Annotated in this window: 23 protein-coding genes; 17 read left to right on the forward strand and 6 right to left on the reverse strand. The window is 62.0% G+C overall.

Annotated elements, in window-relative coordinates; translation table 11 throughout:
• The first annotated feature begins 135 nt into the window (after positions 1-135).
• Positions 136-1,050, forward strand: a complete 915-nt coding sequence (gene rarD, locus C4N04_RS01510; RefSeq protein WP_077993169.1) for an EamA family transporter RarD — start codon at positions 136-138, stop codon at positions 1,048-1,050.
• Positions 1,051-1,064: 14 nt separating this feature from the next.
• Here the strand turns inward: rarD and C4N04_RS01515 are convergent, their stop codons facing one another.
• A complete protein-coding gene (locus C4N04_RS01515; RefSeq protein ID WP_106795279.1) occupies positions 1,065-1,688 on the reverse strand; it encodes a TIGR00730 family Rossman fold protein in 624 nt (207 codons plus the stop codon).
• A 155-nt stretch (positions 1,689-1,843) separates the two neighbouring features.
• On the opposite strand from C4N04_RS01515, the gene C4N04_RS01520 reads away from it, so the two are divergent.
• The 5 genes from C4N04_RS01520 to C4N04_RS31715 all read left to right on the forward strand — a co-directional run bounded on the left by C4N04_RS01520 (position 1,844) and on the right by C4N04_RS31715 (position 8,229).
• Positions 1,844-3,904 (forward strand): LysM peptidoglycan-binding domain-containing protein, encoded by a 2,061-nt coding sequence (locus C4N04_RS01520; protein ID WP_106795280.1) that lies wholly within the window; start codon positions 1,844-1,846, stop codon positions 3,902-3,904.
• 299 nt (positions 3,905-4,203) lie between these two features.
• Positions 4,204-6,081 carry an ABC transporter ATP-binding protein/permease gene (locus tag C4N04_RS01525; RefSeq protein ID WP_106795281.1) on the forward strand — a complete coding sequence of 626 codons (1,878 nt, stop codon included), beginning with the start codon at positions 4,204-4,206 and terminating at the stop codon, positions 6,079-6,081.
• A 137-nt stretch (positions 6,082-6,218) separates the two neighbouring features.
• Positions 6,219-6,917: a phosphatidylserine decarboxylase gene (locus C4N04_RS01530; protein WP_038687955.1), complete on the forward strand. Its 699-nt coding sequence runs from the start codon at positions 6,219-6,221 to the stop codon at positions 6,915-6,917.
• 19 nt (positions 6,918-6,936) lie between these two features.
• Positions 6,937-7,782, forward strand: coding sequence for a CDP-diacylglycerol--serine O-phosphatidyltransferase (gene pssA / locus C4N04_RS01535; protein WP_106795282.1), 846 nt, complete (start codon positions 6,937-6,939; stop codon positions 7,780-7,782).
• 300 nt (positions 7,783-8,082) lie between these two features.
• On the forward strand, positions 8,083-8,229 hold the full coding sequence (locus C4N04_RS31715; RefSeq protein WP_009986385.1) for a hypothetical protein: 147 nt from the start codon (positions 8,083-8,085) through the stop codon (positions 8,227-8,229).
• 239 nt (positions 8,230-8,468) lie between these two features.
• Here C4N04_RS31715 and C4N04_RS01540 read toward each other — a convergent pair whose 3' ends face one another.
• Both C4N04_RS01540 and C4N04_RS01545 read right to left on the reverse strand, forming a co-directional pair.
• Positions 8,469-9,233 (reverse strand): SOS response-associated peptidase, encoded by a 765-nt coding sequence (locus C4N04_RS01540; protein WP_106795283.1) that lies wholly within the window; start codon positions 9,231-9,233, stop codon positions 8,469-8,471.
• Between the two features lie 130 nt (positions 9,234-9,363).
• Positions 9,364-9,684, reverse strand: coding sequence for a YnfA family protein (locus C4N04_RS01545; protein ID WP_077993415.1), 321 nt, complete (start codon positions 9,682-9,684; stop codon positions 9,364-9,366).
• A gap of 180 nt (positions 9,685-9,864) precedes the next feature.
• Here C4N04_RS01545 and C4N04_RS01550 point away from each other — a divergent pair, with 180 nt between their 5' ends.
• The 8 genes from C4N04_RS01550 to C4N04_RS01585 all read left to right on the forward strand — a co-directional run bounded on the left by C4N04_RS01550 (position 9,865) and on the right by C4N04_RS01585 (position 14,976).
• On the forward strand, positions 9,865-10,299 hold the full coding sequence (locus C4N04_RS01550; RefSeq protein ID WP_106795284.1) for an NUDIX domain-containing protein: 435 nt from the start codon (positions 9,865-9,867) through the stop codon (positions 10,297-10,299).
• Between the two features lie 97 nt (positions 10,300-10,396).
• Complete coding sequence (locus C4N04_RS01555; protein WP_038692399.1) at positions 10,397-10,816, forward strand: TIGR02301 family protein; 420 nt, start codon at positions 10,397-10,399, stop codon at positions 10,814-10,816.
• 103 nt (positions 10,817-10,919) lie between these two features.
• Positions 10,920-11,177: a hypothetical protein gene (locus C4N04_RS01560; protein ID WP_004675135.1), complete on the forward strand. Its 258-nt coding sequence runs from the start codon at positions 10,920-10,922 to the stop codon at positions 11,175-11,177.
• Between the two features lie 18 nt (positions 11,178-11,195).
• Entirely contained in the window at positions 11,196-11,948 is a 753-nt protein-coding gene (locus C4N04_RS01565) for a hypothetical protein (protein WP_106795285.1), read from the forward strand.
• Between the two features lie 83 nt (positions 11,949-12,031).
• Positions 12,032-12,904, forward strand: a complete 873-nt coding sequence (locus C4N04_RS01570) for a folate-binding protein YgfZ (RefSeq protein WP_106795286.1) — start codon at positions 12,032-12,034, stop codon at positions 12,902-12,904.
• A 29-nt stretch (positions 12,905-12,933) separates the two neighbouring features.
• Positions 12,934-13,506: an HD family hydrolase gene (locus C4N04_RS01575; RefSeq protein WP_051649839.1), complete on the forward strand. Its 573-nt coding sequence runs from the start codon at positions 12,934-12,936 to the stop codon at positions 13,504-13,506.
• Positions 13,503-14,033, forward strand: a complete 531-nt coding sequence (locus C4N04_RS01580) for a tyrosine phosphatase family protein (protein ID WP_077993160.1) — start codon at positions 13,503-13,505, stop codon at positions 14,031-14,033. Before C4N04_RS01575 ends, C4N04_RS01580 begins: the two co-directional genes overlap by 4 nt.
• 58 nt (positions 14,034-14,091) lie before the next feature.
• Positions 14,092-14,976, forward strand: coding sequence for a mechanosensitive ion channel domain-containing protein (locus C4N04_RS01585; protein WP_077993159.1), 885 nt, complete (start codon positions 14,092-14,094; stop codon positions 14,974-14,976).
• 28 nt (positions 14,977-15,004) lie between these two features.
• On the opposite strand, the gene C4N04_RS01590 is transcribed toward C4N04_RS01585, so the two are convergent.
• Both C4N04_RS01590 and C4N04_RS01595 read right to left on the reverse strand, forming a co-directional pair.
• Positions 15,005-15,520: a superoxide dismutase family protein gene (locus C4N04_RS01590; RefSeq protein ID WP_096762199.1), complete on the reverse strand. Its 516-nt coding sequence runs from the start codon at positions 15,518-15,520 to the stop codon at positions 15,005-15,007.
• A gap of 124 nt (positions 15,521-15,644) precedes the next feature.
• Positions 15,645-15,998 carry a hypothetical protein gene (locus tag C4N04_RS01595; protein ID WP_199852435.1) on the reverse strand — a complete coding sequence of 118 codons (354 nt, stop codon included), beginning with the start codon at positions 15,996-15,998 and terminating at the stop codon, positions 15,645-15,647.
• Positions 15,999-16,394: 396 nt separating this feature from the next.
• On the opposite strand from C4N04_RS01595, the gene C4N04_RS01600 reads away from it, so the two are divergent.
• The 3 genes from C4N04_RS01600 to C4N04_RS01610 all read left to right on the forward strand — a co-directional run bounded on the left by C4N04_RS01600 (position 16,395) and on the right by C4N04_RS01610 (position 19,950).
• Positions 16,395-18,287, forward strand: coding sequence for an EAL domain-containing protein (locus C4N04_RS01600; protein ID WP_106795288.1), 1,893 nt, complete (start codon positions 16,395-16,397; stop codon positions 18,285-18,287).
• Positions 18,288-18,438: 151 nt separating this feature from the next.
• Positions 18,439-19,083, forward strand: coding sequence for an HD domain-containing protein (locus C4N04_RS01605; RefSeq protein WP_106795289.1), 645 nt, complete (start codon positions 18,439-18,441; stop codon positions 19,081-19,083).
• 9 nt (positions 19,084-19,092) lie between these two features.
• On the forward strand, positions 19,093-19,950 hold the full coding sequence (locus C4N04_RS01610; protein WP_038687936.1) for an MOSC domain-containing protein: 858 nt from the start codon (positions 19,093-19,095) through the stop codon (positions 19,948-19,950).
• Positions 19,951-20,126: 176 nt separating this feature from the next.
• Here C4N04_RS01610 and C4N04_RS01620 read toward each other — a convergent pair whose 3' ends face one another.
• Positions 20,127-21,122, reverse strand: a complete 996-nt coding sequence (locus C4N04_RS01620; protein ID WP_106795290.1) for an aldo/keto reductase — start codon at positions 21,120-21,122, stop codon at positions 20,127-20,129.
• Positions 21,123-21,216: the final 94 nt, after the last annotated feature.

The following is a 21,216-nucleotide window of genomic DNA, read 5'->3' on the forward strand; positions in this document are numbered from 1 at the left end:
CTGATCGTCCGCTCGTGTTCGTCATCGCCTGGTCTTTGCTAAATGCTCTCACCATTCATTCAACGAAATGAATTGGCCTATTCACGGCGCTTAAGCTAGGCCGGATCAGAAGAAGAACAAAGATGGAAACACCCGATGTCGACCGATGCATCCGTTCCCTTGGCCAAGAACGAAGATAGTCCGCGCGGTTTCGCTTTCGCGCTGACAGCCTATCTGCTCTGGGGCTTCCTGCCGTTCTACATGAAGGCGGTGGCGCATATCTCTCCGGCCGAAGTCATCGCCCACCGCATCGTCTGGTCGCTGCCGCTGGCCGGCATCGTGCTGATCGTGCTCGGACGCACCGGAGATATAAGCGCAGCATTGCGTTCGCCGCGCATGCTGGCGATGGCGGCGCTGACGGCGGCGCTGATCACCGTCAACTGGGGCACCTATGTCTGGGCGATCGGCGCCGGCCATTCGCTCGACGCGGCACTCGGCTATTTCATCAATCCGCTGTTCAGCATCTTCCTCGGCGCGGTGTTGCTGAAGGAAAAGCTGCAGCCGCTGCAGATCGCGGCGATCGCGCTTGCCGCACTTGCCGTTGCCATTCTCGCCTTCGACAGCGGCGGCATTCCGTGGGTGGCGCTGACGCTGGCGGTCAGCTGGGGTTTTTACGCCTTGCTCCGCAAGACGTTGCCGCTCGGCCCCAATCAGGGTTTCTTCCTGGAAGTGCTGATCCTGAGCGTGCCCGCCCTCCTCTACATCCTCTATCTCGAACTCGGCAGCGGACAGGGGCACTTCTACCGCACCGGCTTTGCCGACACGACCCTGCTGCTCGGCTGCGGTGTCGTCACTGCCGTGCCGCTGATGATCTATGCCAATGGCGCCAAGCTGCTGAAGCTCTCGACGATCGGTATCATGCAGTATATCGCGCCGACGATGATCTTCCTGATCGCCGTGTTCGCCTTTCAAGAGCCGCTCGGCACGGCGCGCATGATCGCCTTCCCGCTGATCTGGGCGGGGCTGTTCTTCTATAGTTGGTCGATGCTGAAGGCCGGCCGCGGGCGCTAAATCTCGCGCCCCACCTACATCTTCGAGATTACCGCGTCCTCGCCGTCGCGATCGGCGGCGAGCTGGGCCGCCTGGGTCATGATCGCCGGGATGATGCCGGAAACGTCGTCGACAATGAGCGGCTGCACCCGGTGGGCGGTGTGCAGGAAACCTTCGTCGGTCATATGACGCATCAGCTCCATCATCGGGTCCCAGAAACCGTTGATGTTGGCAAAGACCATCGGCTTCTCGTGGCGGCCGAGCTGGGCCCAGGTCATGATCTCGACGATTTCCTCCAGCGTGCCGATGCCGCCCGGCAGCGCGACGAAGGCATCGGAGCGCTCGAACATCGTATGTTTGCGCGCATGCATGTCAGGGGTTACAATGAGTTCGTTGAGCTGACCGAGCGAATGGCGAGTCGCTTCCATATCGATCAGGAACTCCGGGATGATCCCCGTGACCTGACCGCCGCCTGAAAGCACCCCGCTTGCAACCGCGCCCATGATGCCTTTGGTACCCCCGCCATAGACGAGGCGCAGGCCGTATTCGGCGATCTCTCTTCCGAGAGCGCGCCCGGCCGCCATGTGGGAAGGATCGCGTCCCGGCCTCGAGCCGCAGTAAACGCAGATGGATCGAATCGATACAGATTGTTCGGTCATGGAGGCGAAACAACTATTTCATTTCAATGCAGTCAAGAAAATTGACTGAAAAGCAGCATGCCTAGCTTGCCTAATTGCTTTGAATGCTTGTGAAAAGCAACGGGAATCGCTAGCAATTTTCGGTACTACGGCAAATTGCCGCCTTGGGAGACATAATGATGAAGAACCGTGCCGGCTTGCTGGCCCTTGCAGTGCTCGTAATCGCAACCCTACTGATGGTATTCGTAGTCATGCCGCGCATCGGCGGCGATGCATCCAAGGTCGGCGACGCCATCAACCAGGCGAGCACGGAGCTCAAGAACACGGTTAACGAAGCGGCAAAGACCTCGCGCTCCACTGCCGGCGACGCGGCTGCGGTCTCCGATCAGCTGGGCCGTCTTTCGGCCGACGCCGGTGCGGCGCTCGGCGCGCTCAAGGCGCTGTTTGCCGATGGCAAAGGCCCGGCCATCGATGTCTTCACCGCCGCTAAGACGAAGGCCATCAACGCGCTCACCGCAATCGCCGGCTTCACCATTCCCGACGGCGTCGATCCCGCAACGCAAGCCGTTGTCACGAAGGCCAAGGAAGGTGGCGCCAAGGCGCTCGCCATCGTGCAGTCGCTGCCGGAAAGCCGCACCGATGCGCTTGCCGCAATCGCCAGGGCTGAGGCGGCACTGACCGGCGCGCCCGAGCCCGCCGCGGCGGCAGCGAATGCCGGCCCGAAACTTCCCGCCTTCGACGTCCTGCGTGTCGAGCCTGACGGTTCGACCGTTATCGCCGGTTCCGCCGAGCCGAACGGCAAGCTCGAAGTGCTTGACGGCGAAAAGGTGGTGACGACGGCCGATATCGGCCCGAGCGGCGATTTCGCCGCCGTCCTCGACGATCCGCTTCCGGCCGGCGACCACCAGCTCGTGCTCAAGGTGACGGGCAAGGATGGCAAGACTACGCTTTCCGAAGAAGTCGCAACCGTTTCCGTGCCGAAGGATGGCAATGCCGCCAATCTGCTCGCCATGGTCTCCAAGCCCGGCACCGCAAGCCGCATCATCACGGCGCCGACGGGCGGAACCGAAGTCGCCGACGCCTCCAATCCAATGGCGCCGCCTGCCGACACGACCGCGGCCGGCGAAACCGCTGCCGCTGCAGCGGGCGCTCCTACCGCACCAGCTGTAGCGCCGGGTGAGCTGGCGCTGCAGACCCCTGGCCTGCCCGCCGCCGGCGGTGGCACGGATGGGGCGCCGGCCGTTCCGGGTGCGGCCGGAACCGACAAGGCCACTGCGCCCGATGTGATGGTCAACGCCGTCGAAATCGAGGGTAACAAGATATTCATTGCCGGTACGGCGCGCGCCAACGCCAAGGTTCTCGGTTATGCCGACGACAACCTTGTCGGCCAGGATACTGCCGGCCCCGACGGCCATTTCGTCATCGAAGGCGTTGCGACCCTCTCGGTCGGCGACCATAAGATCCGCGTCGACGTCGTCGATCCCACGGGCAAGGTGATTGTGCGCGCCGCGGTGAACTTCAATCGCCCGGCGGGCGACCAGGTGAGGGTTGCCGCTCAAGTCGGCCCCACCGATGCAAATGGCGCTTCTCCGATGGTGCCGCTCGACGAAGGCGAACTCGGCAAGCTCAAGACCGAAGTCGGCAAGGCGTTCGGCCTGCTGAAGGGACTGTTTGCCGATGGCAAGCTGCCCGGCGCCGAACAACTTGCCGCGGCACGCTCGGCAACGGAATTCGCTTTGCGCTCAGTCGCCGACTTCCGCCCGGCGGCCGATGCGTCCGACCCGTTCAAGCAAGCCTCCGGCGCGGCCTCGCAGACTGCTTCCAATGCCTTGAAAATGCTGCAGGGGCTGCCGCAGGACGCGAAGTCGGTCGGCGCCGCGCTCGACGGGCTCGGCGCGCTGATCGCCGAACTCACCACAGCACCCGCGCCGGCTGCACCCGCGTCGACAACACCGGCTGCAAACGAGGCTGCCGGCAACCAGCCGAGGACGATCGAACAGGCGCCGCTGACGGCCAACAACGCGGCGGTCATCATTCGCCGCGGCGACACGCTGTGGCAGATCTCGCGCCGGACCTATGGCCTCGGCGTGCGCTATACGACGATCTACATCGCCAACGAGGACAAGATCATCAATCCCGACCGCATCCGCCCCGGCCAGATTTTCGGCCTGCCGAAGGATGCCTTGCCGAATGCCGAGGAGTTGCACCGCAAACGCCTTTCCAACCGGCAACTCTAAACATCACAGAAGAACCTGATCGGGCCGGGCGGGATAACCGCCCGGCCTCATGCATGTCGCCCGCAAGGGTGCAGTGGTTTCGGGACAACGACATGCATAAAAACAAAGGGCTAAAGCACGTCGCCTGAATCAAATTTGATGCGACGCGCTTTAGCTTTTCCTGAACCCCGCATTTGTTGTATTCATCCGCCCGGCACCCTATCTGGCAGTGATTGGGAAGCGCTCGAGCAAGTCCCATTCGCGCTTTGCCGGCATCGACCCACACGACCGCGGCAATCCCGACCGGGCTGGAGACACGCATGGCAAACGGCAAGACTGTCTCGGAATCCCACCTGCTGCGCACGCTTCTCAACCTCTGGCCCTACATGTGGCCGGCCGGCCGGCCCGACCTCAGGATGCGCGTCGTCTGGGCCTCGGTCTATCTGCTGATCTCCAAATTCGTCCTGCTGCTCGTCCCCTATTTCTTCAAATGGTCGACCGATGCACTGAACGGCAGGATGGATCTGGCCGGTTCGGTGCCGCCGCTGCTTGCCGGCGCCATCGCGCTTGTTATCGCCTATAACGTCACCCGGCTGATCCAGCTCGGCCTCAACCAGCTGCGCGACGCGCTGTTTGCCAGCGTCGGGCAGCATGCGGTTCGTCAGCTCGCCTACAGGACCTTCGTGCACATGCATGAGCTGTCGCTGCGCTTCCATCTGGAACGCAAGACCGGCGGTCTCTCGCGCATCATCGAGCGCGGCACCAAGGGCATAGAGACGATCGTGCGCTTCACGATCCTCAATTCGGTCCCGACCGTCATCGAATTCCTGCTGACTGCCGCGATCTTCTGGTGGGGTTACGGTTTTTCCTATCTCGCCGTCACCGCCTTCACCGTCTGGGCCTATATCTGGTTCACCATCCGTGCATCCGACTGGCGCATCGCCATCCGCCGGTCGATGAACGACAGCGATACCGACGCCAACACCAAGGCGATCGACTCCCTCCTCAATTTCGAAACCGTCAAATATTTCGGCAACGAGGAGATGGAGGCCAAACGCTTCGACAAATCGATGGAGCGCTACGAGAAGGCGGCGACCGATGTCTGGACCTCGCTCGGCTGGCTGAACTTCGGCCAGGGCGTCATCTTCGGTATCGGCACGACGATCATGCTGGTGCTGTCGGCACTGGCCGTGCAGCGCGGCGAGCAGACGGTCGGCGATTTCGTCTTCGTCAATTCGATGCTGCTGCAGCTTTCCGCGCCGCTCAACTTCATCGGCTTCGTCTACCGTGAAATCCGCCAGGGACTGACGGATATCGAGCAGATGTTCGACCTCCTGGAGGTGAAAGCCGAAGTCAAGGACGCGCCCGATGCAACTGAGCTTCGGATCGGCCAGGGCGCTATTGCCTTCAAGGACGTGCACTTCGCCTATGATGCAGCCCGCCCGATCCTCAAGGGTATTTCCTTCGAAGTGCCGGCCGGCAAGACGGTCGCCGTCGTCGGCCCTTCGGGTGCGGGCAAATCGACACTGTCGCGGCTGCTCTATCGTTTCTACGATATTCAGAGCGGCACGATCACGGTCGACGGCCAGGACATCCGCACGGTGACGCAGAAGAGCCTGCGCTCGGTGATAGGCATGGTGCCGCAGGATACCGTGCTCTTCAACGACACCGTCGCCTACAATATCCGCTACGGCCGCACGTCGGCCAGCGACGGCGAGGTCTTTGCCGCGGCCGAGGTGGCGCAGATCGCCCATTTCATCGAAACGCTGCCAGAAGGTTTCGAAACTAAAGTCGGCGAGCGCGGGCTCAAGCTTTCGGGCGGCGAGAAGCAGCGGGTGGCGATCGCCCGCACCATCCTCAAGGCGCCGCCGATCCTGATCCTCGACGAGGCGACATCGGCGCTCGACACGACGACGGAACGGGAAATCCAGACGGCGCTCGATGTGGTTTCAAAGAACCGGACGACGCTGGTCATCGCCCACCGGCTGTCCACCGTCATCGGCGCCGACGAGATCATCGTGCTGAAAAGCGGCGAGATCGCCGAGCGCGGAACGCATGCCGCCTTGCTTGATAAAAACGGTCTCTATGCCTCGATGTGGAACCGCCAGCGCGAGGCTACACAGGCCGAGGAGCTCCTGAAACAGGTGCGCGAAAGCGACGATATGGGCGTGATCGCGCGTCTTGCGCCGGCGAACTGATTGGGGAACCAGACGCCGGTACAGGCTTTTGTTGTTCAGAACCGCGGCGGGCGAACGGGGGCCGAGGCCGCAGCATTGCCCCGGAGGCGGTTTTTCGCTAACCAGCAAAAAACGACAACGCAAGGAGACCGGCAGCCATGAGCCTGTTCAACACGGTTCGCAACACGATCGTCCCCGTGCACAAGGAGGGTTATCCCTTCGTGGCCGCCTTCTTCGTCGCCTCGCTGATCCTCGGATGGATCTTTGAGCCGCTCTTCTGGATCGGCATGATTTTCACGCTGTGGTGCGCCTATTTCTTCCGCGATCCCGAGCGCGTGACCCCGCAGGACGACGATCTGGTGATCTCTCCGGCCGACGGCAGGGTCTCGGCGATCCAGATGGTCACCCCGCCGGCCGAGCTCGACCTCGGCTCCGAGCCGATGCTGCGCATCTCGGTGTTCATGAACGTCTTCAACTGCCATGTGAACCGGGCGCCGATGCGCGGGCGCATCGTCAGCATCAACTATCGCTCCGGCAGCTTCGTCAACGCCGAACTCGACAAGGCGAGCGAAGACAATGAGCGTAACGGGCTGGTGATCGAAACCCGTCACGGCCAGATCGGTGTCGTCCAGATCGCCGGGCTCGTGGCAAGGCGGATCCTCTGCTGGACAAACCCCAACGAGCCGGTCGATGCCGGCGAGCGCTTCGGGCTGATCCGCTTCGGATCTCGACTCGACGTCTTCCTGCCCGCCGGTGCAGCACCGCGGGTCTCGCTCGGCCAGACGGCGATTGCCGGGGAAACTGTCATCGCCGAATTCGCCTCGGCCAAGGGTCCCGTCATCAGCCGCCGCAGCTAGCTCTAGATTGGAACGCGATATGAAAACGCCTTTTCCACCTTTCGAGCCCAATGGTCCGGATGATTCTGCCCGCGGCCCGCGTCTGCGCGAAATCCCGCTCCGCCTCGTCTTTCCGAATCTCATCACCATTCTGGCAATCTGCGCCGGGCTGACCGGCATCCGGCTTGCTTTCGAAAATCGTTATGAGCTCGCCGTCTCCATGGTGCTCGTCGCCGCGTTCCTCGACGGCATCGACGGGCGGGTGGCGCGGCTGATGAAGGCGACCTCGAAGTTTGGCGCACAGATGGATTCGCTTGCCGACATCGTCAATTTCGGCGTCGCACCCGCCCTCGTCGTCTATGTCTTCGCGCTCGACCAGGCGCGCTCGCTCGGCTGGATCGCGGCGCTGATCTATGCGATCGCCGCCGGACTGCGCCTTGCCCGTTTCAATGTCATGGCCGAAAGCGAAAACAAGGCGAGCTGGCAGTCGGAATATTTCGTCGGCGTGCCGGCGCCGGCCGGCGCCATGCTCGTGCTGCTGCCGGTCTATCTCGGCTTCCTTGGGATCGCGACCGACCGCACCTTCGCCTTCGTCTCGTCGATCTACACCGTATTTATCGCCTTCCTGCTGATCAGCCGGCTGCCGGTCTGGTCGGGCAAATCGGAGGGCAACCGGATGCGGCGCGATCTCGTGCTGCCGATGATGCTTGGCGTCGTACTCTATGTGGCTCTGCTGATGAGCTACACCTGGGAGGTGATGGTGTTTACCGTTGCCGCCTATCTCGTGTCGCTTCCCTTCGGCGCGCGGAAATGGCGGCGGAAATATGGGACGCTGACGATCGAGGAGCCCGGCGTCGGCGACGACGATATCGGCCGTCACATCTGACCTCTAAGCATTTCCTGGCCTCTCTCCCCTGGAAGTGCTTCTCCCCTTGTTCTCGCCTATTCCCGGAAAACGTGCGCTTCTTCCGGGAAAGCCATGAGCTTTCCCGGGGAAAACGGCTGCGCAGTTTTTTTGGAACCGCTTCCTTCAGTAAGTATTAACCAACGTAGGCTTCAGTTAAGCCTCGCGAATTATGGTGGGCGTTCACAAATCCTGATAAGCGACGTCGCCGATTTGTCGCTATTTCTAGCGAAACTGCAAAAATAAAATACCCAGGGAAGAACCACGTAAAGGAGAGTATCCGTGACTTCGAAGAATAGCAGTACCGGTGAACAGCAGACGGCCAAGCCGGACCTCGCCGCCAACTATCGCCCCGTCGGCCTGAAGGCCGTTGCCGCGGCATCGCTGATGGCGAAGAACAAGCCCGAGAGCGTCAAGAAATCCGCTTGAAGCGCCGAGCTTCGAACTGCCGTCACCTGCGCTTCACCTTCCAGTTTCCGGCATGCCGTTGGCCCAAGACTGCGGCATGTTTCTAAAGCGTCGTGATCTTGCGGATTCGTTTCTTGCGCTATGGGTCTTGTTCTCAGGCATGTCGTTGCCGCAAAACCGCAACACGCTTTTGCGCGACATGCCCCCGACATCGCGAACGAGCCGAACAGGCCGCCGTGCCATATGCGGCCGATAGCTTTTCAGAAAAAGCTGAGCTGGCCGTCATTCGGCCTTTGCTTCTCGGCTGCCTTGAGCGGCCGCTCGATGACGGCCGGCTCCTGCAGATCGGGCCCCATATTGGCGACCTTGTTGACCTTGTCGGAGACCGGTACGGCCTCGAAGAAATCGTCCTGAACGGGCTGCGTCAGGTCGGCCACCTCACGCGGTTCCTGCGTCCTGCAATCGAGCCAGCGCGAGAAGTCCTCCGGCTTGACGACGACAGGCATGCGGTCGTGGATCGCCGAGATGCCCGCATTGGCCGACGTCGTCAGGATCGCGCCGGTATCGACTTCCGAGCCATCGGCCGAGGACCAGGTTTCCATCAGCCCGGCAAAGGCGACGATCCCGCCGTGGCGCGGCCTGATCCAATAGGCCTGCGGCTTGCCGCCGCTTTCTTTCGGCGGACGATGCCATTCATAAAAACCCGAAGCCGGAATCAGCACGCGGCGGTGACGCATCGCCGCCCGAAACGAGGCTTTGCCGATCGCAGTCTCAGCGCGGGCATTGATCAGCAGCGGAAATTCCTTCGGGTCCTTGACCCAGGCCGGGGTAAAACCCCAGCGCACCAGCACCGCGCGCCGGTCGGCCAGGTTGCTGCCTCGCTCCCTGCCCTCACCTGCGATGACGACGAGGATCGGCTGCGTCGGGGCGATGTTGTAGCGCACCGGAAAATCGTCGAGATCGACACCGGAGAGGAAATTGCGCAGCTCTGCGCTGGAATTTGTCAGGGCGAAACGTCCACACATCGGTCTGTCTTTGCACCCGGTCCGAGTCCGGTCAAGGCACCCTGAGCATGCCGCGCAAAACTGTACAGGGTTTCACGACAAGAACATGCCGCGACCAAAGAGCGACCGCGTTGCGCTTGCGCGACATGCTTCAGCCCCTCGGCCCAAAAAGAATGACGCTCGCCCCGGCAAGGCAGATCAATCCGCCGCCGATATCATAACGATCGGGCACACGGCCCTCGACCAGCCACTGCCAGAAGAGCGAAGCGAGAATATAGATGCCGCCATAGGCCGCAAAGGTTCGGCCGGCGGCGTCGCTCGGGACCAGCGTCAGCAGCCAGGCGAAAATCGCGAGCGAGATCATGCCGGGCGCCAGCCACCAGAGGGGCTTTTCGAGCCTCAGCCACGCCCAGAAGGCGAAGCAGCCGGCAATCTCAAGAACCGCGGCAAAGGCGTAGATGATATAGGTCACGCAAAGGCCTTTCGAAAATCTGAGATCTTTGTTGCACACATGTCGTCACCTCGGGAACCGCGGCACCGGCTTTCGAGCCTTGTCTTCCGAACCGGCCCACACGAAAATTGGGGAAGCCAGGCAGCAGTTGCATGCAACAATCGGTCCAATAGAATGGATCGTCACAACGAGAGCAGTCTAATGATCTCCACCGCCAAAGCCGCCTCCTCCGCCATTCTCGAACGTGACGGACGATTCCTGCTGGTGTTGCGACGCAACCCGCCTTCCGCCGACATGTATGCCTTCCCCGGTGGGCGCGCCGAGCCGGGCGAAACGCCGGAGCAGACGGCGCTGCGGGAATTCCGCGAGGAAACCGGCATCTCGGCGCATAATCCGCAGCTGTTTTCGACCTATGACCTGAAGACCCATGGGCCGGACGGCAGCATCAAGAGCCATTTCTTCCTGTCGGTCTTTCGTGTCGAGGCCGACCGAGACATGGTGGCGGAAGCCGCAGACGATGCAGCGGCGCTGGGCTGGTACACGGTGGATGAGATTCGGCGACTGCCCGTGCCGCAAAGCGTGCTCGAATGCGCGGAACGGCTGGCACAGGATGATTATCGGCTAACCGGCCGATAATCATCCTGTTCGGAATTAAGTTTAGAGGGCGGCGAATAGAAGTGGAAAATTTCAAGCGCGCCTTGTTGCCGTCACGCTCAACGTATCAACTGGAAGCATGATTCCCGTTCGACGCGTTGTCCTGTCCCTGCTCGTGCTCGCCGGCCCCACCATGGCTCAGGGCAAGAACACGCCGCCTCCAGAGGAGGAGGAGATTGCCCCGCCGGCCGCGATCGTACCTTACGACGACAAGCTGGCGCGGCTCGCCGAAGTGCTGGGTTCGGTGCATTATCTGAGGACCCTCTGTAAGGCGGCGGGCGGTGATGAGTGGCGAAAGGGCATGCAGCAGCTGCTCGATTCGGAGGCCGGCAACGAACCGCCACGCAAGGAAAGGCTCACGGCAGCCTTCAATCGCGGCTATCGCGCCTTCGCCTCGGTCTATACGGATTGCACCCCGGCGGCCATCGTGGCAGAAGAGCGCTACCGTAACGAAGGTGCAACACTTGCCACAGAAATTACCTCGCGCTTTGGAAATTGACGTTTAATTAACCTGTTTTCGCATGCGGACGTGTCGTTTTGGGAAAAGGCTGTTAGTGTTGTTAACGGTGCAGTAAGAGATGAGAAGTTCTGAGGAAAAGACAATGGAAGCAAGCCTCAACGAGATCGACGACATGATCGTCCACGAAAAGATGCAGGCGGCTCTGGAGTACCAGAACGAGGCTTGGGCCGACGGCATGGCCGACGGGATCGAGCCTGAGATCATTGCTGATGCCGCCATCGCGCATGCACTGCGCGAGACCATTAGATTGCATGGGGAAAGCAGCGCCGAAGCTCTGCTCGATTCGCTGCGCGACCGTATGCTTGCCGGCGAATTCTCCGCCAACCGCACCCTGCAATAATTATTATCAGAGAGTTCGATGCGCATCGGTAAAGAGAAAGTTTCGCGAATTCCGCTCGCGCCGGTGATGCTTGTATTCAGCCTTGCCGTCGGCAGCCTCGCCCTTGCGCCCTCTGCCTACGCGCTTTCCGAACTGCACAAGATCCCCGGCCGGCCGAACGATCAGGCGGCACAGGGAAGCGCCCAGGGGCAGAGCCAGCCGCAGGGCGGTACCACCCCCGGCGTTCCCATGGCCGACCCGCTGGTCAACAGCCAGAACAGCCAGGGCGTCGACAAAACGCCGGGCACACAGGACAGTTCCAAGCCCGTCGAGGTGATCCACGACATCAGCAAGGCGCCCGAGCCGGTGCGCAAGATGCGCCAGCAGATCGTCGAGGCGGCCGCCTCCGGCGATCTCGAACGGCTGCGGCCGCTGATGGGCGCCGGCGCAGAGCAGACGCAGGTGACCGTCGGCGAGCCTACAGACGATCCGATCGGCACGCTGAAGGATCTTTCCGGCGATCCCGATGGGGACGAAATCCTTGCCATCATGCTCGACATCGTCTCGACAGGCTTCGTGCATGTCGGCCAGGGCACAGCCGAAGAGATGTATGTCTGGCCCTATTTCGCCGAGAAAGACTTGAAGTCGCTGACGCCGCCGGAGCGCGTCGAACTGCTGCGCATCGTCACCGCCGGCGATCTGTCCGACATGCAGGAATTCGGCGGATATAATTTCTACCGCCTCGGCATTACGCCCGACGGCAAATGGAAATTCTTCACGGCAGGCGACTGACGCCTCACGCAAGCCGCATGGCGCTTGCGATCCACCTCCTGAAGTCATACCTCTGAGCGATGATCAACGCGACAGGTTCCGCCATGCCAGCCGTATTCCTGAAAGACCGCTCATTGCTCTCCGTCGGCGGCGCGGACGCTCAATCCTTCCTGCAGAACCTGATCACCACCGATATCACCTCGCTTGCTTCAGACGAGGCGCGGCCCGGGGCGCTGCTGACGCCGCAGGGCAAGATCCTGTTCGACTTCATGATCTGGCAGGACGGCGACGGCTATGTGATCGAGACGAACGCCGACCAGCGCGACGGGCTCTTGAAGCGGCTGACGATGTACAGGCTTCGGGCCGCAGTCACGCTTGCGCTCGTCGCCGAAGAAGGCGTCAGCGTTTGCTGGGGCGAAGATGAGGATGGCATCAGAGACGCCGAGAGCGTTGGGGACAGCCGAGGCGTCCGGGACAGCCGCTTCGCCAAGGCCGGTATTGCGCTGACCCGCCGGCCGGGACGGCATGGTGACGGCGCTGAGGCGCTCTACGACGCGTTGCGAATCGCCCACGGCATTGCGATATCGGGATCGGACTTCGCGCTGCAGGATGCCTTTCCGCATGACGTGCTGTTGGATCTGAACGGCGGCCTCTCCTTCAAGAAAGGCTGCTATGTCGGACAGGAGGTGGTTTCGCGCATGCAGCACCGCGGCACCGCGCGCCGGCGCGTCGTCACGGTATCCGCCGCAGCGGCTCTGCCGGGCACGGGCACCGAGATCACTGCTGCCGGCAAGCCTGTGGGCACACTCGGTTCCGTCGCAGGCGGCAGCGGACTTGCGATCGTGCGAATCGACCGCGCCGGCGCCGCGATGGCGGAAGGCACGCCGCTGCTGGCCGGCGAGACGCCGGTTGCTCTCGCCCTACCGCAATGGTCCGGCCTTGTCTTCCCCACCAGCAGCGACGAGGCCAGCGCTTGACGACTAAGGCTCCGCGCGCCTGGCAACGCATGCTGTCCGGGCGCAGGCTCGACCTGCTCGACCCCTCGCCGCTCGATGTCGAACTCGCCGACATCGCCCATGGGCTCGCGCGCGTCGCCCGCTGGAACGGCCAGACATCGGGCGATCATGCTTTTTCGGTGGCGCAGCACAGTCTCGTCGTCGAAGATATTTTCCGCCGTTTCAACAATGCCCGGCCGGAGGAGTGCCTGATGGCGCTGCTGCACGACGCCCCGGAATATGTGATCGGAGACATGATCTCGCCGTTCAAATCGGTGGTCGGCGGCGGCTACAAGACGGTAGAAATGCGGTTGGAGGCGGCCGTGCACCTGCGCTTCGGCCTGCCGCCGCACCCCACGCGCGACCTCAAGGACCGGATCAAGAGGGCCGACGCGATTGCCGCCTATTTCGAGGCGACGGTGCTTGCCGGTTTCACGCCGGCCGAAGCGCAAAAATTCTTCGGTCAGCCGCGCGGCATCAGCAGGGAAATGCTGATGATCGAACCGCTTCCGGCAGTGGAAGCGCAGCGGCTGTTCTGCGAGCGTTTCGCTGCGATCGAGGCCGAGCGGGAGGTGGGATCGTGAGCATCATCGTCGTCTCGCCGCTGTCACGCATCGCCGAAATGGCGGTGCGCCACAAGGCACGTGACATGATCAGCTTGATCGCCAAAGAACAGGCTTTTCACCGGCCGGGCGTGATCGCGCCCGAGCGTCACCTGACGCTTGCGATGAACGATATCGCGTTCAAGGGCACCGGCGGTCTCGTGGCGCCTGATGAAACGCATGTGCAGGCGCTTATCGAGTTTGCCGCATCGTGGCGGCAGGAGACGCCGCTGCTCATCCATTGCTGGATGGGTGTGTCGCGCTCGCCGGCGGCCGCCTTGATCGCCGCCCTGTCGCTCGCACCGGATCAGAGCGAGGAAGGGCTTGCCCTGCGGCTGCGCGCCGCCTCACCTTTTGCGACCCCGAATACCCGGCTGATCGAGATCGGCGACACCTTGCTTGACCGCCGCGGCCGGCTGGTCGCGGCCGTCCGGGCCATCGGGCGCGGCGCCGACGCCGACGGCAATGCGCCGTTTTTGCTTGCGATTCGGGACGCCGCCTGCGGTTGACGCTGCGGCGGCCTGCTCCATCTTGCCTTGGACCACGCACAATCCGCAGGGCCAAATCATGGAACAACACGCAGCCGACGTCCTTCTTGCCACCCGCACGGCACTCAGCCAGGCAAGCGCGCTCGCCGTCCAGTATTCCTTCTCCATCCTCGGAGCGGTGATCCTGCTCATCGTCGGTTGGACGCTGGCAGGCTTCGTCAGCCGCTGGGCCTATGAAGGCCTGTCGCGCATCCATGGCATCGACGAGACATTGGCGCGCTTCTTCACCAATGTCATCCGCTATGCGCTGCTGATCCTGGTGTTCATCACCGTGCTCGGCCAATTCGGCGTCCAGACCGCCTCGATCATCGCCGCTCTCGGCGCAGCCGGCCTGGCGATCGGGCTGGCGCTGCAAGGGACGCTGCAGAATATTGCGGCCGGCATCATGCTGCTGATCCTCAGACCGTTCCGCGTCGGCGAATATATCGAGACCAGCAGCGTGGCCGGCACGGTGCGCGAGATCGGGCTGTTTGCGACAGAACTCAGAACCGGCGACGGGCTCTATCGGCTGGCGCCGAATTCGACGCTCTGGAATACGCCGATTACCAACTTCAGCCGCGAACCGACGCGGCAGAACGACCTGAAGGTCAGCATTTCTCGGGAGGATGATCTTGATTTGGCGATGGAGTCGTTGATGGGCATTGCCGAAGACAATCCCAGGGTGCTGCCGTCACCGGCACCCAGCGTTTTCATCGACAGCCTCGGTGACAGCACAATATCGGTAACGCTGCGCTACTGGGCAAAGACCGGTGACTGGTGGCAGGTCAGCCGGGACATGGTGAAGCGGGTAAAACTTGCCTTCGACGAAAAGGACGATTCGGCCGCTTTGCGCGACGATGCAAATTCCGCGCCGGGAAAGAGGTCCAACGGCACCGCTCCGGCCGAAAAGCAGACGCGGCAGTGAAACATTGCTGCGCGGGGCGGTCGTCGGCCTATTGAACAACGCCGCAGGCAAGTCTCTCCCCGGCGTCCCCGGAGGGCTGGCTGCGATAATCGTCCGAATTGGCATGCACCATCAATGCGCGGCCGCGGATGCCGTCCTTCTTGCCGTCGAGCGTGACCATGCCGTCGAATATCTGGGCTCTCAACACGCCGTCCTGTCCGACATATTGATTGGGCATATCGCCGGGATGGGGTCCCTTGGCCGCCAGAATCCCGTGCTCGGCCGAGCTCGGGTTGAAATGACCGCCTGCCGATTCGTGATGCGTTGCCGCATCGCAGCGACCGGTCTCGTGAACATGAAAGGCCACCCATTTATTCGCCGGCAGCCCCGATATCTCCACTTCGATCAGCACGCCTCCATTGGCAGCGGCGGTCAGCTGGGCGCGGCCGGTCTCCTTGCCGTCCTTGCCGACGAAATTGGCGACCGCGGTCTGCTTGTCCTGAGCGCCCGCCGGCAAGGCAATCGCAAGCAGGCTCACGGCGGCGATGATGCGCATGGCTTTCATGGAGATCTCCTTCCCTCCGGTTGTCCTTCTGAACGTGCCAGCCCGGAAGGTGTTCCTCTGCGGACCATCCAACGAAAAAGCCGACCAACGGGCCGGCTTGCTGATGATCTGGTTCTAGACACCGTCAGGCGACGGCGTCAAAATCGAACTGGCCGTAGGTGTTGCGGTAAAGATCATCGCCTTGATCGCCGGTGGCAGGCGCGGTCTGCTGCAATGGATAGGGAACGGCGATGCTGCTCGTCGTGGCGGTGTCGCGCGTGTCCATCATCAGCGCAATCAGGCTGCCGGAAAATTTCGGCTGTGTATCGCCGGCCGCGTCGTCTTCCAGCAGCTGCTTGATGATACCGGGCTTGTGGTCGGCGGCACGTTCGCCGCGGCTGAGCACGCCGTCACCATTGGAATCGAGCCGCGAAAGTGTGGCAAGATATGCGTATGAAGTATCTGAAACGGATGTAGTTTGGGTCATACAAACCTCCATTCACCGCCTTTTGCCGGTGGTGTTTGTACGCAATACGAGAGCGAAAGATAACGAGTGACTCGGTGGTTAAACTGATTTGCGCAGTGCGTCAATAAGTTGTTAACTTCTCATTAATGAAGATTGACAGCCATTAACGAATGGCAGCCAACTTGGCTCTTCGCCGGCAGCCTCCGCGATATTTCAGCGGTTTTTGATATAAAAACCCCCGTTCGAGCCGCGTATACGCCTGCTGCACTGCAACCGAATATTAATTCGGCAGCTCCAGAATAATCTGCGGTTTTGCCACCAGCGTTTGTAGAAATCGAATCCATGTTTGTCTTTGAGGGTCCGATATTTTGAGGCACGTACGTCAATGGCGGGCGGTTTTTGCCGTGGCCGTTCTCCAAGACGCTTCCCATGAAAGCTGAAGCGCTCTTCTGGCGGCAATGCACAGAGGCTGTCATGGCCGACGGATCCATCGACGCGCAGCGTCTGATGGAGCTGGTGATCGCAACCTATCGCGGCCATGAAAGCGACTATGACGCAATCGAGAAGGGCGCGGAAAAGCTGCTGAAGGAAAACCAGTCTCTGAGAGGCAATCTTTCGGCCCTCAGCCAGGCGTTCGACGGACAGAAAAAGCTCTTCGAGATCGTCCTCAACAACCTGCCGCTCGGCCTCAGCGTCTTCGACGCCGACCAGCGGCTGACACTCTACAATAGCCGCTTCCACCAGCTCTTCGGGCTGACGCCGGAGGATATCGCGGCGGGCGCAACGATTACCGAGCTTATTGGAAAAATGCGCGGCAGCGAGAGCGCCGTCTCACCCAGCGGCCGGCGAACCGGCCGACGTGCCTCCGCCAAGGCGGGGAGCAGCAGCATCCGCCGGCGCGAATGGCTGATGAATGACGGCCGCATTATTCAAAGCGTGGTGAAGATCCTCTCCGACGGCAGCAACATCGCCATCCATGCCGACGTGACGGAGGATCGAAAGGCAGCAGAGCGTATCGCCTATCTCGCCCATCACGACCTCCTGACGGATCTTCCCAATCGCATCTATTTCCGCGAGCAGGTCGATGCCACGCTTGCGGAACGCAAGCCGGACGAGCAGATTGCCCTCGTCCACCTCAATCTCGACCGCTTCAAATCGATCAATAATACGATCGGGGTGTCGGTTGGCGACAAGATCCTGCAGCAGGTCGCCGAGCGCATCCGAGCCTCGGCCGGCTCGGAAAATACTCTGGCGCGACTCGGCTCAGACGAATTCGCCATCCTGCAGGCGGGTAAGCAGCAGCCCTGGAATGTGACGGCCTTGGCCGACCGGATCCGCCGCGCGCTTTCCGAACCATTCCTGCACGGCGAAAAAAGGGTGGAGCTCAGCGTCTCCATGGGCATCGCAATCGCTCCCAGGGATGGCGAAGAAACGGATATCCTTTTGAAAAATGCCGGCGTGGCGCTGTTGCATGCCAAAGCCGACGGCCGCAAGGGCGAGCGCTTTTTCACCCGCGAGATGGATGCGCAGATGCAGTTGCGCCATGCTCTCGAGGCAGATCTTCGCGCCGCCGTCGAAAAGGAAGAATTCGAGCTGCACTACCAGCCGCTCTACGACCTTTCCAAGCGGCGGATCTGTGGTTTCGAAGCGCTGATCCGCTGGAACCACCCGATCCGCGGCCGCGTATCGCCGATGGATTTCATCCCGCTTGCCGAGGAGGTCGGGCTCGTCGTCGATATTGGCCGCTGGGTTTTGCGCCGGGCCTGCAGCGATGCGGCGCAATGGCCGGAAGGAATCAAGGTGGCGGTCAATGTTTCGGCGATCCAGTTCAGCAGCAGCGATCTGAGGCAGGATGTCAGCGAAGCGCTTGCCGCCGCTGCGCTATCGCCGTCACGGCTCGAACTCGAAATCACCGAGAGCGTGCTGATGGAGAACCTCAGCGAGGTGCTGCCGATCCTGCACGCACTGAAGGAGCGCGGTATCCGCATCTCGATGGACGACTTCGGAACCGGATACTCCTCTCTGAGCTATCTCTCGAGCTTTCCCTTCGACAAGATCAAGATCGACAAATCCTTCGTCAATGACATCGTCGACAATAAGGAAGCGTATGCGATCATGCGCGCAATCATCCTGCTCGGCGATGCGCTCGGCATGCGCGTCACTGTCGAAGGCGTCGAGACGGCCGCCCAGCTGGCGCTGCTCGAATGCGAGGAATGCGACGAGATCCAGGGCTATCACATTAGTCCGCCGCGCCCCGCTCGAGACGTGCCGCACCTTCTCTCCATACCGCCGAAGAGCGACGGTGCGACGGACTTCTCCTGAGGACAGCGCTGAGCTCCTCATGATTGCGACTCGCATGGCAAGCCGCTACACCGGCTCTGTGTTCTGCAACTCTTCGTAGCCGGGCCACGTCCCGGAAGCCGCATCCGCTTTCGGTGCTCTATGGACAATTTTCCCGATAACAGGTGGCGCAATGTTCAAGGCCGAAGCCTTCTCCCCTCATGAGACGCTCGCAGCGGCGCTGATTGCGCACGCAACCGAAGGCGACGACGGCTCACACGATCTCGCCCATATCCTGCGCGTCTTCAGAAACGCCATGCGCATCCATGCGGGCGAAGGCGGAGATGGACGCATCCTCGCTGCTGCGGTGCTGCTGCACGACTGCGTCGCGGTTGAGAAGAATTCGCCCTTGCGGGCCAAAGCATCGGCGCTGGCGGCGGAAAAAGCCTCAGTGATCCTGGCCGAACTCGGCTGGAGTGCAGCGGATATCGGCACCGTCGGCCATGCAATCACCGCTCACAGTTTCTCCGCCGGGGTGACGCCTCGGACGATCGAGGCGAAGATCCTGCAGGATGCCGACCGGCTGGACGCGATCGGCATGGTCGGCGCCGCACGCTGCTTCTATATCGGCGGGCGAATGGGATCCGGGCTCTATGATCCGTTCGACCCGGCGGCAACGAACCGTCCCCTCGACGACAAGCGTTATGCCATTGACCATTTCCAGACGAAGCTGTTCAAACTGGCGGAAGGGTTCCAGACCGAGACCGGCCGCCGGCTGGCGGCCGCGCGTGACAAAAGTCTGCGTGATTTTCTCTCGGCATTCATGGACGAAATTTAGGAGTACGGCATGCGTGTCAGCGACCTCTTCATCTACCCGCTCAAGAGCGCTCGGGCCATTGCGCTGCCCGCCGCCGATATTGACGCCTATGGGCTTCCCGGCGACCGGCGAGCGATGATCACCGACCCGCACGGCCACTTCATCACCCAGCGCGAACTGCCGGACCTCGCGCGCATCGAAATACGGCCGGAGGCCGGCGCCTTTCGGCTGCTGATGCAAGGCAAGCCTGAGATATCGGTGCCGGCACCCCGGCCTGAAATCCGCATGGATGTGAGCGTGTGGAAATCGACCGTCAGCGCCGCCGTCGCCGATGCAGAGAGCAATCGCCAGCTTTCCGAATGGCTCGGCCGCGAGGTGCGGCTGGTATTTTTCGACGGACAGGCACAGCGGACGGCGAATGCCGAATGGGCCGGCGAAGGCACCCCCGTGAGCTTTACCGACGGCTATCAGATCCTGGTGACGACGACCGGTTCGCTGCGGGCGCTGAACGACGATCTCGCCGCCCATGGCGAAGGCAGCGTCGGCATGGAGCGCTTCCGACCGAACATCGTCATAGACACCGACGAGGCCTGGCCGGAGGACCGCTGGGCGGCGATCGAGATCGCCGGCATTCGCTTCGATCTCGTCAAACCCTGCTCGCGCTGCATCATGACGACGCAGGACCAGCTGACCGGGTCACGCGAGCTGGCAAACCCGATGCCGGCTATGGGCCGCATCCGCATGTCGGCCGACCGCCGCGTGCCCGGCCCGTTGTTCGGCTGGAACGTCACGCCACGCGGCAGCGGCAGGATCACGATCGGCGACGCGGTCCGCGTCGTCGAAGAAAGGCCGGAGGCATGGGCGTTGAAGGTTCGTGACCGGCGGTAGGGCGGCCACATCCGCCCTCATTCCTGTGCCTGTCACAGGAATCCAGTGCGCCCAAGTCCTTGGGCGCGGGAGAGTCTTCTTCAAACTCGCATTGGGTAATTCACCGCGCAGAGGAGAGGTGGCTGGATTCCTGTGACGAGCACAGGAATGAGGGAGCTTGGGGAAGTCCCCACCTCTCACGGATGCCCGAGCGCGGCGTCGATCTCCGCCATAACCCCGGCCGACAGCGGGCCCTTTTCCAGGGCGCCGGCATTTTCCTCCACCTGGGCGACGGTGCGGAAGCCCGGAATGGGGAACGTGCGCGGCGACCTTGCCCACAACCAGGCGAGCGCCCCCTGCGTCAGCGTGCGACCGCCTGATTTGAGAAGGTCGCGGACGGCATCGAGCCTTGCGGCAAATTCCGGGGCCATGCGCCCGTCTTTAAAATAGACCATCCAGTCGAGCGCAGCGCCGCGGACATCCTTGGCGCCGACCGCCTTGTCGGCAGTGAACTTGCCGGTCAACAGTCCCATGGCCAGGGGGCCGCGATTGATCGAGATTAGGCCTTTCTGCTCGACCACCGCGATCATCTCCGGCACCGGCTCGAAGACATTCATCGTATGCTGGATCGAGACAAAGCCCTTTCGCCCGGCATGGCGGGCGGCGCGATCGGGATGATCGGTGCTCCAGCCGAAGGCATCGATCTTGCCTTCGGCGCGCAGCGCTTCCAGCGTATCGAAGACGGCATCCGATTGTTCCAGCGGAAAATCATTAAGGTGAAACTGCAGGAGATCCAGGCGGTCGCGCTTGAGACGGCGCAGCGATGTCTCGACGGAGCGGCGGATGAAAGCCTCATCGGCGAAGGCGCCGATTGCCTGCTTCGTATCGGGATCGGTGGCGAAACCGAATTTGGTGGCGACGATGATGTCGCCACGATTGCCGATTGCCCGACCAAGCACCTCCTCCGAATGGCCGGCGCCGTAGTTCGAGGCGGTGTCGAAGAAACGGATGCCAAGCTCGACGGCACGATGAATTGCTTCCACCGATTCGTCGTCATCGACCTCACCCCAGCCAAGCGGCGTGTCGCCGGCGAAGAAAGGGCCGCCGATTGCCCAGCATCCCATGCCGAGGCGCGGAATTTCGCGGCCGTCCCAAAGCGTGATCGTCGTCGGTGATGCGGTCTTGGTCAGCATGAGATTCCTCCATGGTTGGCAGTCTTCAAGACATAGGAAGGGCTCCCAGGCGGGTAAACCACCAAATCCGGAGGATGTTTTGCAGCAGTAAAAA

Source organism: Rhizobium sp. H4, assembly GCF_003013335.1.
In the GTDB taxonomy this organism is placed as follows: Bacteria; Pseudomonadota; Alphaproteobacteria; order Rhizobiales; family Rhizobiaceae; genus Rhizobium; species Rhizobium sophoriradicis.

Bases quoted from the DNA above. Each gene is read 5' to 3' on its own strand.
- C4N04_RS01540 (WP_106795283.1), bottom strand. From the start codon at position 9,233: ATGTGTGGACGTTTCGCCCTGACAAATTCCAGCGCAGAGCTGCGCAAT.
- C4N04_RS01605 (WP_106795289.1), top strand. From the start codon at position 18,439: ATGTTCAAGGCCGAAGCCTTCTCCCCTCATGAGACGCTCGCAGCGGCG.
- C4N04_RS01610 (WP_038687936.1), top strand. From the start codon at position 19,093: ATGCGTGTCAGCGACCTCTTCATCTACCCGCTCAAGAGCGCTCGGGCC.
- C4N04_RS01620 (WP_106795290.1), bottom strand. From the start codon at position 21,122: ATGCTGACCAAGACCGCATCACCGACGACGATCACGCTTTGGGACGGC.
- C4N04_RS01565 (WP_106795285.1), top strand. From the start codon at position 11,196: ATGCGCATCGGTAAAGAGAAAGTTTCGCGAATTCCGCTCGCGCCGGTG.
- C4N04_RS01550 (WP_106795284.1), top strand. From the start codon at position 9,865: ATGATCTCCACCGCCAAAGCCGCCTCCTCCGCCATTCTCGAACGTGAC.
- C4N04_RS01515 (WP_106795279.1), bottom strand. From the start codon at position 1,688: ATGACCGAACAATCTGTATCGATTCGATCCATCTGCGTTTACTGCGGC.
- pssA (WP_106795282.1), top strand. From the start codon at position 6,937: ATGAAAACGCCTTTTCCACCTTTCGAGCCCAATGGTCCGGATGATTCT.
- C4N04_RS01575 (WP_051649839.1), top strand. From the start codon at position 12,934: ATGCTGTCCGGGCGCAGGCTCGACCTGCTCGACCCCTCGCCGCTCGAT.
- C4N04_RS01570 (WP_106795286.1), top strand. From the start codon at position 12,032: ATGCCAGCCGTATTCCTGAAAGACCGCTCATTGCTCTCCGTCGGCGGC.
- C4N04_RS01585 (WP_077993159.1), top strand. From the start codon at position 14,092: ATGGAACAACACGCAGCCGACGTCCTTCTTGCCACCCGCACGGCACTC.
- C4N04_RS01530 (WP_038687955.1), top strand. From the start codon at position 6,219: ATGAGCCTGTTCAACACGGTTCGCAACACGATCGTCCCCGTGCACAAG.
- rarD (WP_077993169.1), top strand. From the start codon at position 136: ATGTCGACCGATGCATCCGTTCCCTTGGCCAAGAACGAAGATAGTCCG.
- C4N04_RS01600 (WP_106795288.1), top strand. From the start codon at position 16,395: ATGAAAGCTGAAGCGCTCTTCTGGCGGCAATGCACAGAGGCTGTCATG.
- C4N04_RS01560 (WP_004675135.1), top strand. From the start codon at position 10,920: ATGGAAGCAAGCCTCAACGAGATCGACGACATGATCGTCCACGAAAAG.
- C4N04_RS01525 (WP_106795281.1), top strand. From the start codon at position 4,204: ATGGCAAACGGCAAGACTGTCTCGGAATCCCACCTGCTGCGCACGCTT.
- C4N04_RS01595 (WP_199852435.1), bottom strand. From the start codon at position 15,998: ATGGAGGTTTGTATGACCCAAACTACATCCGTTTCAGATACTTCATAC.
- C4N04_RS01590 (WP_096762199.1), bottom strand. From the start codon at position 15,520: ATGAAAGCCATGCGCATCATCGCCGCCGTGAGCCTGCTTGCGATTGCC.
- C4N04_RS01555 (WP_038692399.1), top strand. From the start codon at position 10,397: ATGATTCCCGTTCGACGCGTTGTCCTGTCCCTGCTCGTGCTCGCCGGC.
- C4N04_RS01520 (WP_106795280.1), top strand. From the start codon at position 1,844: ATGATGAAGAACCGTGCCGGCTTGCTGGCCCTTGCAGTGCTCGTAATC.